We start from the raw sequence: 14042 nt of genomic DNA on the forward strand, positions 1-14042 counted from the left end.
CGGGGACATCGACCGGTCCCGGGGAGCCGTCACGGGACGTCGTCCGGGACGACGCCACCGGGGAAGGCGGCCACTGCCGTCGTCGGCCGGGTGGGGTCCACGAAGGACGGCGGCTCCGGCTCGTCGGCTCGCAAGCGGGCCAGGCCGCGGGTGATCGCGGCCGCGGCCAGGTACCGCGCGCGATTGGCATCGCCGACGCGCCCCATCCGCAGGTCGTCCAGCCGCACCGGCGGGCCGGCGCGCACCTCGAGGACCGGACGGCGCAGGACGGCGCGGACGGCGGTGCGCAGCTTGCTCCGGTCGTTGCCGTGCTGGAGGACCTCGTGGGCGCCCCACTGGCTGACCGGGATGACCGGCACCCCCAGCCCCAGCGCGAGCCGGGCCATGCCGGTGCGTCCCCGCTCAGGCCATCCGTCGGGCGTCAGGCCCACCCGGCCCTCCGGATAGGCGACCACGTGCCCGCCGGAGACCAGCGCGACCTCGGTGACGCGGACGGCGTGGCGCACCCGTTCCCCGTAGGTCAGCGGGGTGCCCACTGGCCACGCTTCTCCAGCAGCTCGCGGAGCATGGCGGGCCGGTCGGTCATCAGCCCGTCGACCCCGAGGTCGAGCATCGCCGTGCTCTCCTCGACGGTGTCCACCGTCCAGACGTGGACCTGCAGTCCCCGTGCATGGGCGGCGGCCAGGAAGCGCTCGTCGACCAGGGCCCGGCCGCCCAGCTGGAGGGGAACCTGCGCGCAGCCCGCCTGGATCCGCACCAGACCGGCTGCGCGTGGCGAGTACGAGGAGAGCCGGAGTGCGGCGACACCCCGGGGCCCCAGGGACGTGCAGACCGACGGCCCGAACAGCCGCCGGGCCGCGGCGATGCGGGCGTCGGAGAACGAGGCCAGACAGATGCGGTCGGCGGCCTTCAGCCGGTGGACGGTCCGGACCAGCGGGGCGAGCACGCCGGCGGCCTTGATGTCGAGGTTGAAGCGGACATCGGGCCAGGCGCCGAGCAGGTCCTCCAGGGCGACGACGGGCTCGCGGCCACCGATCCGGGCGGCCGACACCTCCGACCAGGTCAGGCTATCGACCCGCCCGCTGCGGTCGGTCACCCGCTCCAGGGTCGGATCGTGGAAGGCGACGAGCACGCCGTCGGCGGTCACCTGGACATCGGTCTCCAGGTAGCGGTAGCCGAGGTCCACGCAGGCCTGGAAGGCCGGCATCGTGTTCTCGAGGTGCTCGATGGCGCCACCACGGTGCGCCATGGCCAACGGCGTAGGCCCGTCGAGGAAGGCGTAATGCGCGGCGGGCACGGTGCCACGCTAGTGGGGGCCGTCGAAGCCGTCGCGGGGTCCCGGTCGATTCCGGCTCGCCGGGGTTCACCTGCGCCGGACGGCGTCCGCCATGCGGTCCACGATGGCGGTCAGCAGCGGCCGAGGCGTGGCGAAGTTGAGCCGCACGTGCCCGGCTCCGGGCGCACCGCACTCCGGCCCGTCCACCATCGCGACGCCCGCCCGCTGGAGGAAGAACTCGCCGGCCGACGTCGACAGCCCCAGCTCCCGGCAGTCGAGCCAGGCCAGGTAGGTCCCCTCGGGCGAGGCCCAGCGGACGGTCGGCAGCCGCTCGGCGAGCAATTCGCCCAGGAGTCGCCGGTTGCCCTCGAGGTAGGCCAGGACGCCGTCCAGCCAGGCCTCGCCGTCGTCGTAGGCGGCGGTGGCGGCCAGCACGCCGGGGGTGGACGCGCCGTGGGTGTAGAGCGCACCCACCCGCTCCCAGTGGGCGGCGTCCTCGGCATTGCTCAGGATCAGCTGGGCGGCCTTGAGGCCGGGCAGGTTCCACGCCTTCGACGCCGAGGTCGCGGTGACCGTGTGTCCGGCGGTCACGGGGGAGAGCGAGGCGTAGGGGCGGTGCACCGCGCCGGGATGGACCAGTGGCGCGTGGATCTCGTCGGAGAAGACCCGGGCACCGGCGGCGTCCACCACGTCGGCCAGGGTCACCTGCTCCTCGGCGGTGAACACGCGGCCGAGTGGGTTGTGCGGGTTGACGTGCACCAGCAACCGGCCGCCACGGGCGAAGGCGCGGGCGATCCCGTCGAGGTCGTAGCTCGGCCGGCCGTCGCGCTCGACCATCGGCACCTCGATGAGCTCCCGGCCCAGCGCGCCGGGGACGGTCAGGAACGGCATGTAGGCCGGTGTGGGCAGGACGACCGGACTGCCCGGCGGCGTGAACCTCTCGATGGCCACCTGCAGCCCCGCGACGACGTCGGCCAGTGGGGTGATCCACTGCGCCGGCACGGCCCAGCCGTACCGGCGCCCCTGCCAGTCGGCGCAGGCACGCGCCATGTCGGCGGCGGCCTCCGTGGTGAGGTACCCGAGCCGACCGCGGTCGACCGCGTCGTGCAGCGCCGCGGTGACGGCGGGCGCCGTGCCGAAGTCCATCTCGGCCACGAAGGCTCCGATGGCCGGTCCGTAGCGCGTCCACTTGAGGCTCCCTGCCGCGCGCAGCGAGTCCTCGGAGAGGGCGTCGAAGCCCACGGGCGCGCCGCCGGGCACCGGACCGGTCATGCCTACGCCCCTCTCGCCGTGGCCTCTTCCTCGTCGCGCGTCCGTGGCGTGTCCCCGGAAGCTGTCGCCCCGTGCGTCTACCGTGCGCAGACGTGGCAGAACGACACGCAGCAGGCACCACCACGGAGCTTCCCGTGGCGCCGGTCCCCGATCGGGGGGGTGACGAGCAGCGGCGCTGCGGATGGTGCCGCCGGGTACTGCCGTCGCAGGGATCGGTCGGCCGGCCCCGGCTCTACTGCGGGCAGGCCTGCCGGCAGCGGGCCTACGAGCAGCGCTCCGCGACCGCCAAGGCGGGCTTGCCGGGGGACGTCGTCCTGGTCTCGCGCAACGAGCTGGACGGCCTGCAGGACCGGCTGTACCAGCTGCGCTGCGCTCTGGAGGACACGCAGACGCTGCTGACCGAGAAGCCGACCAAGGCCGAGTTGGAACGGCAGCTGGCCGAGCTGTTGCGCTCCACCGGCCGGCTGGACCGTCTCTGGGTCAGCGAGCGCGCCGGCTGAGTCGTTCAGTCCGGGTCCTGCTGGTCGTCGCCGTCGTCCTCGTCGTTGGGCTGCTGGTTGCTGTTGTCCGGCAGGTTGTCCTGCTCGTCGCTGCCCGGATCGTCGCCGCTGGTGTTCCCGCTGTCGTCGGTCGTCCCGTCGTTCTGGTTCTGGCCGGCCGCTCCGCAGGCGGTCATCGTGACGCCCCCTCCGAAGAGCGCCAGGGCGGTCAACAACGCGGCGAGCGGACGTCGGATCTGCATGTCCCGACCCTACGAACACCCGGCCGTCGGCGCCCGTTGAGCCGCCCACATCACCCTTATTACGTCACCGTGACGCAATGAGGGTGATGTGGGCGGCCGGGGAGAGCGCCTCCGCAAGGGGCTCCGGGAGGGCTGACTGGCGGCCCCACGCCGATCGGCACACCGTCAAGATCGTCCGGTCAACAAGATCAACTCATGGGGGAGTCGAGCACGAGCCGAGGAGCCGTCGACGACGCCATGGGCGACAGCAACGGCAGACCCACCCGGGACGGGCTCGCCGACCGCGTCGAGCGGCGCAGGACGGTCGACGCCGGCGACGCCGGGACGGTGGCGGTTCGACGCGATGCCCGTCGCGCGGAACGATCGTCGGGCCGGTGGGCCGGACGCGAGTGATCACGGGTCCCGACGACCCCTTCTGGCCACCTCAGTGCATCGCCGATAATCGACATTATGTCAACTCACCTGCATCTGGCGGCGGCTCGACCTGCGAACGTCACGTCCCTCGTCGCCGCGACTCCGGCAACGCGGCCGGGTGCCGACTGGTACCGCCAGTAGAGATTCGTGTGCGCGATGACCTCGCCCGGCGACGGCGCACCCCAGGCGCTCTGGTCCTCCGTCGTGTGCGCGTCGCCGACGAGCGTCACGTCGTAGCCACGAGCGAAGGCGCCGTGGATCGTGGACCGGATGCAGGCATCGGTCTGCGCGCCCGTCACGACCAGGTGTCCGATGCCGGCCCTGGCGAGCGTCTCCTCGAGGTCGGTCGCCTCGAAGGAGTCGCCGTACGTCTTGTGCACCAGCGGCTCCGACTCCTGGCGCGCCAGCTGCGGCACGTACTCCCAGGCGTCGCTCCCCTTCTCCAGGCCGTCGTCGGAGTGCTGGACCCAGACGATCGGGATGCCCTCCTCGCGAGCCTTGTCGACGAGCGCGCTGATGTTGGCGATGACGGCGTCGCGCTGGTGCGCCTCCCCCACGACGCCCTTCTGGACGTCGATCACCATCAGTGCGATGTGGGGTCGATCTGACAGCGTGGTCAACGTGATCTCCTCTGCCGGCCGGACGAGCTCGCAGCGGTGACACTAGGTCCACCGACCGACAACCCGGCGCAGTTCGTGCCAGGGCTTCCCGGGCAGTCTCGGCCATCCGGCCCAACATCGTCACCGACCACATCGAACGGCCGCACGCGCGCCACGTACCACGTCGCCGTTTCGTCACGGTGACGCATCCCCCGCTTCCCGGCAGGGACGGCCGATCGGTGCGTGTCCGGGCGACAGCACGGGTAGCGGCACCCGCATGACCGAGCAGCGTCCCGACCCCGGCGAGCGCAACGAGCCCGCGGGCACACCGTCACCCGGACCGGACAACCTGACGTCGAAGCCCGTGACGCCGGGATCGGAGGAGACGACCCGGCCGACGGCGGTGCCCGGCGCCTACGAAGCCGACGAGGACGAGCAGCGGCGGGGCCGTGCGATGAAACCGGGCAACTGAGCGCCGACCGACGGCAACGGCGGCAGCGACGATCCGGCGCTCGACGCCTGCGCAGCCCGGGCCCGCCGTCACGGCGCAGGTCAGCGGTTGGTGACGGCGACCCGTAGGCCCAGGCCCACGAGCACGCTCCCGCTGACCACCTCCAGCCGACACCGGATGCGCGGCCGGCGGAACCAGGCACCCGCCCGCGCCACCCCGGCGGCGAGCCCCAGGTACAGGACGGTCTCCACCGCGATCTGCAGCAGCCCCAGCAGCGCGGTCGTCGCGAAGACCGGGCCGCTCACCGGGACGAACTGGGGATAGAACGCGATCATGAAGACGGCGGCCTTCGGATTGGCCAGCTGGACCACGACGCCCTCACCGAACGCGCCCCACCAGTGGCGCCGTCCGGGCGGCGTCAGCTGCACCACGGCGGCTTCGGACTCCCGCCGCTGCAACCAGGCCGCGCGGAACGAGCGGAACCCCAGGTAGAGCAGGACAGCCGCGCCGACCACCCGGAGCACGAGGTAGGCGACCTCCGACGCGGCCACCAGCGCGGCGAATCCCGCGCCGGCGACCAGGGCCCAGACGTACAGTCCGAGCTCCAGCCCCAGCACCGTCGGCACCGCATCCCGTAGTCCGCGCATCGCGGCCCGCCGGAAGATCAGTGCCATCGCCGGCCCGGGCGACGCCGAGATCAGCAACACCGCCAGCAGGAAGGCCGGTAACGAGGAGAGCACGTCCACGCCCGGATGCTGGCACCCCCCTCCCGCCGTCGACCGGCTTCCTGCTCAGCCCCCAGCGTCGCGCGCCGGCGGGCCACGAACGCCTCGACGCCGTCGAGGTAGCAGGTCAGCGCGAACTCGAGCTCCGCCTCGAACCCGTCTGAGCCGATGTGACCGGCGGCCTGATCGACCGGTTCCGCCGGACCGCTGAGCCAGGTCAGCGGTCGCGGAACCGCCGTCCCTGGAGCCACCAGTCCAGCCGGGCGGTGATCCAGGGCAGCAGCGCGTACGTCATGATCGGCGTCAGCGCGAGCGTCACCACCGCCACCCGCAGGGCGACCGGAACGCCCTCCAGCAACCGGCCGAGGGTGACCGTCGCCAGCAGGTTGAGCGGGAAGAAGACCAGCCAGATCGTCGTCGCCTGCTTCCAGCGGGGCGGCGCCGGGCGGGCTGCCGGGCCGCTGACCCCCGCGGCGACCGGCGCGTCGAACCAGCCTTCGATCCCGGTGCGCCGCTCGGTCCGGGTGACCTCGGCCAGCCCCTGGCCCGACCGCAGCCACCACTGCCGCTCCGACGAGGAGTCCCACACCGCCAGCGACCGCTGATCGGCGAACCGGCACAGCATGTGCCACTCGTCGGCGTCGCCCCGCGGCCGGACCCAGCCGCCGCCGAGGAATCCCGGGAAGCTCTCGGCCATGCTCAGCCCGGCCCTGATCCAGGCGGTCATCTCCCGGGCGTGCGCCGGGTCGGCACGCCGGGTGAAGGACACCGTGACCGGAAGGTCGGCGGGGGTCACGGGGGCCGGCGCGCTCATGTCCCCAGGATTCCGGGTCCATTCCTCCGCGTCGCTCCTGGAGGGTGTGACGATCACCGCAGGAGCCTGCCGACACGCTCCTGCACCCCCCGGCGCCGGCAGGTCCGTGCGGTTGACTCGGCCGGTGGAGGTCCTCGGCCGGTTCTGGGTGCGCGTCACCGCCACCGTTCCGGAGCTCCCCCTCCCGGTCCTCCTGGCGACTGCTGCGGCGGCCGCCGCCCTGGTCCTCTCGCCGGCCCTCTGGCGGACGACCCGCCACGCGGTGACCATCGCCCACGAGGGGGCGCACGGCGTGGTCGCGCTGGCAGCAGGCCGCCGGCTGTCGGGCATCCGGCTGCACTCGGACACCTCGGGACTCACCGTCTCCGCCGGGAAGCCGACCGGTGTGGGCATGGTGCTCACCTGCGCGGCCGGCTACACCGGCCCCGCGCTCCTCGGGCTCGGCGCGGCCGCGCTCCTCGCCGCCGGGCACGCCGTCGGCCTCCTCTGGACCCTGCTCGTCCTGCTCGCGCTGCTGCTGGTGCAGATCCGCAACTGGTACGGGCTGTGGTCGGTCCTGGTGACCGGCACGGTCGTCTTCGCGGCCACCTGGTGGCTGCCACCGGAGGGCCAGGCGGTCTTCGCCGCCGTGGCGACCTGGTTCCTGCTGCTGGCCGCCCCGCGCACCGTGCTCGAGCTCCAGACCGCCCGAAGCCGGCGCCGGGCACCGGACTCCGACGCCGACCAGCTCGCCCGCCTCACACCGTTCCCGGCGCTGTTCTGGGTGGGCGTCTTCCTGGTGGTCGACGTCGGCGCGCTGACGCTGGGTGCCGGCTGGCTCCTGCCCTGAGCTACTTCCGGGCGCGCCGCCGGGGTTCACAGCCCACAGGCTGGTGGACCGGGCCGACCTCCGGCGGGGGCGGGATGTCGAGCACCAGATCCCGGTGGTCCACGGTGACCTGCCGGCCGTGGTGGCGGATGTCGAGCGGGTCGCCTTCCTCCAGGCGGTAGGTGGCCCAGTCGTGGGTGACGGTCACCGTCAGCCGCCGGCCCCGGTAGACGACCCGGAACCGCATCCGGGTGATGCGCTCGGGCAGCCGCGGGCCGAACGCCAGCTCGCCGTTGTGGTCCCGCAGACCACCGAAGCCGGCCACCGCGACCGTCCAGCCGCCGGCCAGGGAGGCAATGTGCAGCCCGTGTCCGGAGTTGTGGTGCAGGTTCTGCAGGTCGGTCAGCGCGGCCTCGGCCCAGTAGTCGTAGGCGAGCTGCAGGTGGCCGGTCTCCGCGGCCACCACGGCCTGCTGACTGGCCGAGAGCGAGGAGTCCCGCGTCGTCCTGGCCTCGTAGTAGGCGAAGTTCGCGATCTTCTCCTCGAGGGTGAACGCGTCCCCGCGCAGGTGCAGCGCCATGACGAGGTCGGCCTGCTTGACCACCTGCTTCCGGTAGATCTCGAAGTAGGGGTAGTGCAGCAGGAGGGGGTAGTTCTCCTCCGGCGTGTGCGCGAAGTCCCACTCCTCGTGGTGGGTGAAGGCGTCGGACTGCATGTGCACGCCGCGCTGGGTGTCGTAGGGCACCGCCATCAGGGAGGCGGCCCGCAGCCAGCAGTCCACCTCCTCGGGGTCGACGTCCAGCCGGCCCGCGACGTCGGGCTGGCGCTTGACCGCCTCGGCGGCCTCCCGCAGGTTCCGCTGCGCCATGAGGTTGGTGTAGACGTTGTTGTCCACCACGGCGGTGTACTCGTCCGGTCCGGTGACGCCGTCGATGCGGAACCCGTGCTCGGGGTCGAAGTGACCCAAGGACGCCCACAGCCGGGCGGTCTCCACGAGCAGCTCCGTACCGAAGTCGCGGTCGAAGTCGTCGTCCAGGGTGGCGTTGTAGTACCGGACGACGGCGTCGGCGATGTCGGCGTTGATGTGGAAGGCGGCCGTCCCCGCCGGCCAGTAGCCCGACGTCTCCTCCCCGCGGATGGTCCGCCAGGGGAAGGCCGCCCCCCGGCGGCCGAGCACGCGCGCCCGCTCCCGCGCCAGATCCAGCGTCGAGTGCCGCCACCGCAGGGCGTCGCGGACGGCGTGCGGCGCGGTGTAGGTCAGGACCGGGAGCACGTAGGTCTCGGTGTCCCAGAACGTGTGACCGTCGTAGCCGGGACCGGTCAGCCCCTTGGCGGGGATCGGTTGACGCTCGCCGCGCAGGCCGGCCTGCAGGACGTGGAACATGCCCACCCGCACCGCCTGCTGGAGCTCGTCGTCGCCCTCGATCTCGACGTCGGCCTCGTCCCAGTGCTGGTCCAGGACCTCCCGCTGTTCGCGGGCGAGACGGTCCCAGCCGGCCAGCTTGGCCGTCGCCAGCGCGGCCTCCACCTGGTCGCGGAGGGCGGCGCTGGAGCGGCGGGAGGACCAGCCGTAGGCGAGGAACTTGACCAGCTTCAAGCTGCCACCCCGTGGGATGCGCGCGGCGAGCGTGTAGCGGGCGAGATCCCCGGCGGCCTCGATGTCCTCGGTGTGGCTGTCCGGGGTCTCGATGACGTGGTCCATCCCGGCCGCCATGCGCAGGCGACTGCGCTTGGTCCGGTGCACCAGCACCGCCCGCCGCCCGCGGCCGACCGCGAGCTCCGACTGCAGGGGCTCGGCCAGCGCGGCCGCCGCACGCGGGTCGTCCTCCTCGGTCGGCACCGCCTCGTTGGCCAGCAGGTCCGACTGCAGGGCCACGTAGAGGTCGCCGAGGTCGTCGGTGAGCTCCACCTTGTACTCGATGGCGGCGATCGACCGCCGCGCCAGAGACACCAGGCGGGTGCTGGTGACCCGGACCGTCCGGCCGCCCGGGGAGCGCCACTCGGTGGAGCGGCGGAGGACCCCGGCCCGCAGGTCCAGCGTGCGCGTGTGCTCGATGATCTCGCCGTACTCGAGGTCGAGCGGCGAGTCCTTGACCAGCAGCCGGATCAGCTTGCCGTCGGTGACGTTGACCATCGTCTGGCCCTGCTCCGGGAACCCGTAGCCCGCCTCGGCGTAGGGCAGCGGCCGCTCCTCGAAAAAGCCGTTGAGATAGGTGCCGGGGACGACGACCGGCTCCCCCTCCTCGAAGGAGCCGCGCATCCCGATGTGGCCGTTGGTCAGGGCGAACACCGACTCGTGCACGGCCAGCGAGGCGTGGTCCAGCCCGACCTCGGTGAGCGACCAGGGCTCGATCGGGAAGGTGGCGCGGCCCTCCGTCACTGCTCCTCCTCGCCGTCGCTCGTCGGCCTCGTGACGGCCGTCGCTCCGCTCATGCGTGAGCTCGCGAGCTCGCTCAAGGATGCACCTCCAGCAGTTCGGCCAGGTCCTGGACGACGACGTCGGCCCCCGCAGCGGCCAGCTCGTCGGCGTGACCGACCCGGTCGACCCCGACGACGTAACCGAAGTTCCCCGCGCGGCCGGCCGCTACCCCCGACAGCGCGTCCTCGAAGACCACGGCAGCACCCGGCTCCACCCCGAGCAGCCGGGCACCGGCGAGGAAGGTGTCCGGCCGCGGCTTGCCCCGCAACCCGTCGCGAGCGGCGACGACGCCGTCCACCCGGACGTCGATGAGGTCGGCGAAGCCGCCGGCGGCGATGACCTGCTCCCCGTTGGCCGACGCCGTGACCACCGCCGTGGCCAGCCCGGCCTCCTTCACCGCCCGCAGGTACCGCATGGAGCCGGGATAGACCTCGACCCCGTGCTCCTCCAGCTCGGCCAGCACCAGTTCCTGCTTCCGGGAGGCGATGCCCTGCACCGTCGGCGTCTCCGGCGGATCGCCCGGCGAGCCCTCGGGCAGGGTGATGCCGCGGCTGGCGAGGAAGTCGCGGACGCCGTCGGCGCGGGGCTTGCCGTCGACGTGGCGGTTGTAGTCGAGCTGGGTGAACTCGGGTGCGGCCGGGTCGTGCGACCGGAGGAACTCGTCGAAGGTGCGCTTCCAGGCCGCCATGTGCACCGTCGCCGTCCGGGTGAGGACGCCGTCGAGGTCGAAGAGGCAGACGCGCACGGCCTCGGGCAGGCCCAATGAGGCGGGAGCAGGCACGATGCGACGCTACCGGCGGCGGCCCGTCCGCACGTGCCGGAACGGCGGCAGTCGTGCATCGGATGCGCAGCCGCCGGAGAGCGGGGCGCAGCGGCCGTACCTAGGGTCGCTTCGGGAGCCAGCTCTTCGCCGTCCCTCCCCCAGTCCGTCCGAGCAGAGGAGCGCCCACGATGGCCGACCGGCCGCTGTCCTACGACCCCTACGAGCACCTGCCGCAGGTCCCGAGCTTCACCGTCACCAGCAGCGACGTGTCCGACGGCGACGTAATGCCGATGCCACACGTCAGCGGCGTCATGGGCGCCGGTGGGGACGACCGCTCGCCGCAGCTGTCCTGGTCGGGCTTCCCCGAGGGGACCAAGAGCTTCGCGGTGACCGTCTACGACCCCGACGCCCCCACCGCCAGCGGCTTCTGGCACTGGGCCGTCGCCAACATCCCGGCGTCGGTGACCGACCTGCCGCACGATGCCGGCGACAAGGACGAACCGCAGCTCCCCGAGGGCGCCATCCAGTTGCGCAACGACGGCGGCTTCGCGGGGTATGTCGGCGCCGCTCCTCCCGAAAACCACGGCCCGCACCGCTACTTCATCGTCGTGCACGCCGTCGACACGGAGGCCCTCGACGTCACCGAGGACACCACACCCGCGGTCCTCGGCTTCAACCTGTTCTTCCACACGCTGGCCCGCGCCACGCTGGTGGTGACCTACGAGGAGAGCTGAGGGCGACCGGCGGGCAGCAGCAGACGGACCGCTGCACCACTGGCCGCCGACGGCTTCGACCAGCGGTCCGGGACGTTCGCCACCGCTCTTCCGCTGACCGGACCGGTCAGCAGCTCGGGCGGTCGGCGATCGCCGACGAGGCCAGCCGGGCGAAGCCGACCCGCTCGTAGACCCGGGCCACGTCGTCGTCACCGGCGGCGAGGAAGACCACGTCGGCGGTCTCCCGGGCGTGCGCGACGAGCGCCGAGGCCATGCCGGCTCCCACGCCGCGTCCGCGCAGCCGGGGCAGCGTGGCCACGCCCACCACCTCGCTGACCTCGGTGCCGTCGACGTCCACCGGCTGATGGGAGCCCACGGCCACCGGCCGGCCGTTCTCCACCGCCACCATCATCACGGTGCGGCCGGAGGCGATCCGCTCCCGGAGGACCTGGGTGCGCGCCCGAGCCGCGGCGGAGCTGTCGGGGGGCACGTCCTGCACGTCGGCCGAGCCGCCGGGGTTGGCGAAGGCCGTGGCCGCCACCCACTGGTACGCGGGCAGACCCGGGTCGTCGGCGCCGACGACGTACAGGCGGACGCCGGCCGGCAACAGCACTTCGACGGGGTCGACGGCGACCAGCAGGGGCAGCTCCTCGACCGTCAGGCCGGCGGCACGGGCAGCGGCAGCCGTCTCCGGCGAGCGCTCGGGGACCCACTCCAGAGCGACCGGCAGTCCCGCCTCGTCCTGGAGCGCCGCGGCGGCCCGGACATCGTTCTCGGTGACCGGGCCCGCACCGGCGCGGGGCCGGGCCGGATAGGGCCAGGCGGGGTCACCGATCGGCACATCGAGGCCGCCCACGGCCTCGATGCGCGCGTCCGCTCGAGGAGCTGCGGCGAAGTAGCGCTCGATGCACTCGAGCAGCCCCGGACGGGTCGGCACACGGGGAACCCTAGACGCGGTCGCCGTGGGCGGTCGCCTCCCCGGGCGTTCCCCTGCCCTCTCCCCACCCGGGCGAGTGACCCGGGCGAACGACACGGCCCCCTGGGACGGCACGATGGTCGGGTGACGGCCGGTGCGCGCAGCTCCATCTCGCCCTACGCGATATTCGACCGCGACTCGTGGCGTGCGCTCTCCGCCGGGTCGCGCCTCCCCCTCGACGAGACCGAGCTGGGTGAGCTGGCCACCCTCGGGGACCGGATCGATCTCGACGAGGTGGCGACGGTCTACCTGCCACTGGCCGAGCTGCTGTACCTGCACGTCACCGCCAGCCGTCGGCTGTGGGCGGCGCAGAGCAAGTTCCTCGGCGACGCCACGGCCAAGGTGCCGTTCGTGATCGCGGTCGCCGGCAGCGTCGCCGTCGGCAAGAGCACCACCGCCCGGCTGCTGCAGCGGCTGCTGGCCTCTGCCCCCGGCTCACCCCGGGTCGACCTGGTGACGACCGACGGCTTCCTGCTGCCCAACGCGGTACTGGAGGCCCAGGGCCTGCTCGGCCGCAAGGGGTTCCCGGAGAGCTACGACCGGCGGGCACTGGCGCGCTTCCTCGCCGACGTGAAGTCCGGTCGTGAGGAGGTCTTCGCGCCGGTCTACGACCACCAGTCCTACGACATCGTCCCCGGCGCACGGCAGGCCGTGGACCGGCCGGACATCCTCGTGCTGGAAGGCCTCAACGTGCTGCAGGCCGGGAGCCGCGCCGACGGCACGGCCCCCGCGGTGTTCCTGTCGGACTTCTTCGACTTCTCCGTCTACGTCGACGCTGCCGAGGCCGACATCCAGCGCTGGTACGTCGAGCGCTTCCTGGCGCTGCGGCGGACGGCGTTCCGCGACACCACCGCCTTCTTCCACCGTTTCGCCGACCTCACCGACGACCAGGCCCGGGAGACCGCCCTCGGCATCTGGGCGGCGGTCAACGGGCCGAACCTGCGCAGCAACATCGCCCCGACCCGCTCGCGCGCCCGGCTGGTGCTGCAGAAGGCCGCCGACCACTCCGTACGACGGGTGCTGCTCCGGAAGCTGTGAGGGCCGGACGGTGCCCCTCGACTCGCCGGGCTGACCTGCACCGGAGGCCTCCGCGGCCTGTTGGCTTCGGCAGAACGTGACGACCCTTCGGGATGACCTGGTGAGCCAGATCACTCCAGCGAGCTCCAGGTCCGGCGCAGACTTACCGAAGCAGTGATCAGACGAGCGCGGTGAGTGATCTTGACCCGGCTCGAGACGACCGAACGAACGGACCGCCATGTGCCACCACGTAACGCCCTGCCCCGACCCCACCAGCGAGGCGCGTGACCTCGCCGCCGTGGTCAGCAGCCACCCCGAACAGGGCTGGAGCCTGCTGTGCAACGGCGTCGTCCTCTTCGACGACGACGGTGAGCTGCTCCCCGACGGCCAGGCCGTCGGCGACCACCACGTCTGGCTCGCCCCCGAGCTCGTCCAGGCCTGAGCGCCGCCGCCGGGCTCAGCGCGCGGCAGCCTCCCGCGCCCCCCGCTCCAGCTGGTCGCGGTAGCCGGCCCACCACGCCTGGTCGACGTCGGGCAGGTTGTCGCCGCCCGCGCGCAGGCCCGCCGCTCCGTCGATCAGCTCCCGCACGATGTCGGCATGACCGGCATGCCGGTGCGTCTCGGCGATGACGTGCACCAGGATCTGGTGCAGCGTCACGTCGCGGCGCTCCGGCCGCCACCACGGCACGTGTCCGGCAGCGTCCAGGGGCAGCGACTCGATCGTCGTGTCGGCGTGCTCCCAGGCCCGCCGGTACCCCTCCACGATGTGCCGACGTGACTCGTCAGCAGCGGCCCACAGGTCCCAGTTCGGTTCGCTGCCGTCGTCGTCGATCCAGGCCTGCGCCTCCGGGACCGGCCTCCCGAAGACCCCACCGAAGTAGCCCAGCTCCACGAACGCCAGGTGCTTGACCAGCCCCAGCAGGTTCGTCCCGGTCGGCGTCATCGGCCGCCGGACGTCGTACTCCGACAGCCCCTCGAGCTTCCAGAGCAGCGCGTCGCGCCCGGCTTGCAGATCGCGCCGCAGCTCGGCCTTCGCATCCATGGCCGACACCC

At 72.9% G+C, this 14042-nt stretch carries 17 protein-coding genes; 6 read left to right on the forward strand and 11 right to left on the reverse strand.

From position 1 onward, the window contains the following. Nucleotides 1-29: 29 nt before the first annotated feature. The 3 genes from CHB94_RS11020 to CHB94_RS11030 form a co-directional block, all read right to left on the reverse strand. Nucleotides 30-536 (reverse strand): lysophospholipid acyltransferase family protein, encoded by a 507-nt coding sequence (locus CHB94_RS11020; protein ID WP_254920573.1) that lies wholly within the window; start codon nucleotides 534-536, stop codon nucleotides 30-32. Further along, nucleotides 521-1297 (reverse strand): glycerophosphodiester phosphodiesterase family protein, encoded by a 777-nt coding sequence (locus CHB94_RS11025; protein ID WP_217899266.1) that lies wholly within the window; start codon nucleotides 1295-1297, stop codon nucleotides 521-523. Before CHB94_RS11025 ends, CHB94_RS11020 begins: the two co-directional genes overlap by 16 nt. A 66-nt stretch (nucleotides 1298-1363) precedes the next feature. Next, on the reverse strand, nucleotides 1364-2548 hold the full coding sequence (locus CHB94_RS11030; protein ID WP_089336613.1) for a MalY/PatB family protein: 1185 nt from the start codon (nucleotides 2546-2548) through the stop codon (nucleotides 1364-1366). A gap of 92 nt (nucleotides 2549-2640) precedes the next feature. Here CHB94_RS11030 and CHB94_RS11035 point away from each other — a divergent pair, with 92 nt between their 5' ends. Beyond that, nucleotides 2641-3048, forward strand: coding sequence for a hypothetical protein (locus tag CHB94_RS11035; protein WP_254920574.1), 408 nt, complete (start codon nucleotides 2641-2643; stop codon nucleotides 3046-3048). Nucleotides 3049-3053: 5 nt separating this feature from the next. Here CHB94_RS11035 and CHB94_RS11040 read toward each other — a convergent pair whose 3' ends face one another. Both CHB94_RS11040 and CHB94_RS11045 read right to left on the reverse strand, forming a co-directional pair. Next, nucleotides 3054-3290 (reverse strand): hypothetical protein, encoded by a 237-nt coding sequence (locus tag CHB94_RS11040; RefSeq protein WP_089336614.1) that lies wholly within the window; start codon nucleotides 3288-3290, stop codon nucleotides 3054-3056. A 458-nt stretch (nucleotides 3291-3748) separates the two neighbouring features. Beyond that, entirely contained in the window at nucleotides 3749-4324 is a 576-nt protein-coding gene (locus CHB94_RS11045; protein ID WP_089336615.1) for a cysteine hydrolase family protein, read from the reverse strand. 256 nt (nucleotides 4325-4580) lie between these two features. On the opposite strand from CHB94_RS11045, the gene CHB94_RS11050 reads away from it, so the two are divergent. Further along, on the forward strand, nucleotides 4581-4775 hold the full coding sequence (locus CHB94_RS11050) for a hypothetical protein (RefSeq protein ID WP_089336616.1): 195 nt from the start codon (nucleotides 4581-4583) through the stop codon (nucleotides 4773-4775). An 80-nt stretch (nucleotides 4776-4855) separates the two neighbouring features. Here CHB94_RS11050 and CHB94_RS11055 read toward each other — a convergent pair whose 3' ends face one another. Together CHB94_RS11055 and CHB94_RS11060 are read right to left on the reverse strand one after the other, a co-directional pair. Continuing rightward, entirely contained in the window at nucleotides 4856-5500 is a 645-nt protein-coding gene (locus tag CHB94_RS11055) for a LysE family translocator (RefSeq protein WP_089336617.1), read from the reverse strand. A gap of 196 nt (nucleotides 5501-5696) precedes the next feature. Further along, nucleotides 5697-6293, reverse strand: coding sequence for an antibiotic biosynthesis monooxygenase (locus CHB94_RS11060; RefSeq protein WP_089336618.1), 597 nt, complete (start codon nucleotides 6291-6293; stop codon nucleotides 5697-5699). A 124-nt stretch (nucleotides 6294-6417) separates the two neighbouring features. On the opposite strand from CHB94_RS11060, the gene CHB94_RS11065 reads away from it, so the two are divergent. After that, complete coding sequence (locus CHB94_RS11065; RefSeq protein ID WP_176445506.1) at nucleotides 6418-7122, forward strand: M50 family metallopeptidase; 705 nt, start codon at nucleotides 6418-6420, stop codon at nucleotides 7120-7122. 1 nt (nucleotide 7123) lies between these two features. On the opposite strand, the gene CHB94_RS11070 is transcribed toward CHB94_RS11065, so the two are convergent. After that, nucleotides 7124-9481 (reverse strand): glycoside hydrolase family 65 protein, encoded by a 2358-nt coding sequence (locus tag CHB94_RS11070; RefSeq protein ID WP_089336619.1) that lies wholly within the window; start codon nucleotides 9479-9481, stop codon nucleotides 7124-7126. A 73-nt stretch (nucleotides 9482-9554) separates the two neighbouring features. Continuing rightward, nucleotides 9555-10301 carry an HAD family hydrolase gene (locus CHB94_RS11075; RefSeq protein ID WP_089336620.1) on the reverse strand — a complete coding sequence of 249 codons (747 nt, stop codon included), beginning with the start codon at nucleotides 10299-10301 and terminating at the stop codon, nucleotides 9555-9557. Nucleotides 10302-10471: 170 nt separating this feature from the next. Here CHB94_RS11075 and CHB94_RS11080 point away from each other — a divergent pair, with 170 nt between their 5' ends. Continuing rightward, on the forward strand, nucleotides 10472-11017 hold the full coding sequence (locus CHB94_RS11080) for a YbhB/YbcL family Raf kinase inhibitor-like protein (protein ID WP_089336621.1): 546 nt from the start codon (nucleotides 10472-10474) through the stop codon (nucleotides 11015-11017). A gap of 106 nt (nucleotides 11018-11123) precedes the next feature. On the opposite strand, the gene CHB94_RS11085 is transcribed toward CHB94_RS11080, so the two are convergent. Next, nucleotides 11124-11933: a GNAT family N-acetyltransferase gene (locus CHB94_RS11085; protein ID WP_089336622.1), complete on the reverse strand. Its 810-nt coding sequence runs from the start codon at nucleotides 11931-11933 to the stop codon at nucleotides 11124-11126. A gap of 123 nt (nucleotides 11934-12056) precedes the next feature. On the opposite strand from CHB94_RS11085, the gene coaA reads away from it, so the two are divergent. Together coaA and CHB94_RS11095 are read left to right on the forward strand one after the other, a co-directional pair. Continuing rightward, nucleotides 12057-13010, forward strand: coding sequence for a type I pantothenate kinase (coaA, locus tag CHB94_RS11090; RefSeq protein ID WP_089336623.1), 954 nt, complete (start codon nucleotides 12057-12059; stop codon nucleotides 13008-13010). A 217-nt stretch (nucleotides 13011-13227) separates the two neighbouring features. Then, a complete protein-coding gene (locus tag CHB94_RS11095) occupies nucleotides 13228-13431 on the forward strand; it encodes a DUF5999 family protein (RefSeq protein WP_089336624.1) in 204 nt (67 codons plus the stop codon). Nucleotides 13432-13446: 15 nt separating this feature from the next. Here CHB94_RS11095 and CHB94_RS11100 read toward each other — a convergent pair whose 3' ends face one another. Then, nucleotides 13447-14031: a DinB family protein gene (locus tag CHB94_RS11100; protein WP_089336625.1), complete on the reverse strand. Its 585-nt coding sequence runs from the start codon at nucleotides 14029-14031 to the stop codon at nucleotides 13447-13449. Nucleotides 14032-14042: the final 11 nt, after the last annotated feature.

This window comes from Blastococcus mobilis (genome assembly GCF_900188025.1).
Taxonomy (GTDB): domain Bacteria; phylum Actinomycetota; class Actinomycetes; order Mycobacteriales; family Geodermatophilaceae; genus Blastococcus_B; species Blastococcus_B mobilis.

What these genes read in the sequence shown, in the direction of transcription:
- CHB94_RS11030 (WP_089336613.1), bottom strand. Translation starts at nt 2,548, where the DNA reads ATGACCGGTCCGGTGCCCGGCGGCGCGCCCGTGGGCTTCGACGCCCTC.
- CHB94_RS11040 (WP_089336614.1), bottom strand. Translation starts at nt 3,290, where the DNA reads ATGCAGATCCGACGTCCGCTCGCCGCGTTGTTGACCGCCCTGGCGCTC.
- CHB94_RS11050 (WP_089336616.1), top strand. Translation starts at nt 4,581, where the DNA reads ATGACCGAGCAGCGTCCCGACCCCGGCGAGCGCAACGAGCCCGCGGGC.
- CHB94_RS11060 (WP_089336618.1), bottom strand. Translation starts at nt 6,293, where the DNA reads ATGAGCGCGCCGGCCCCCGTGACCCCCGCCGACCTTCCGGTCACGGTG.
- CHB94_RS11080 (WP_089336621.1), top strand. Translation starts at nt 10,472, where the DNA reads ATGGCCGACCGGCCGCTGTCCTACGACCCCTACGAGCACCTGCCGCAG.
- CHB94_RS11095 (WP_089336624.1), top strand. Translation starts at nt 13,228, where the DNA reads ATGTGCCACCACGTAACGCCCTGCCCCGACCCCACCAGCGAGGCGCGT.
- CHB94_RS11100 (WP_089336625.1), bottom strand. Translation starts at nt 14,031, where the DNA reads ATGGATGCGAAGGCCGAGCTGCGGCGCGATCTGCAAGCCGGGCGCGAC.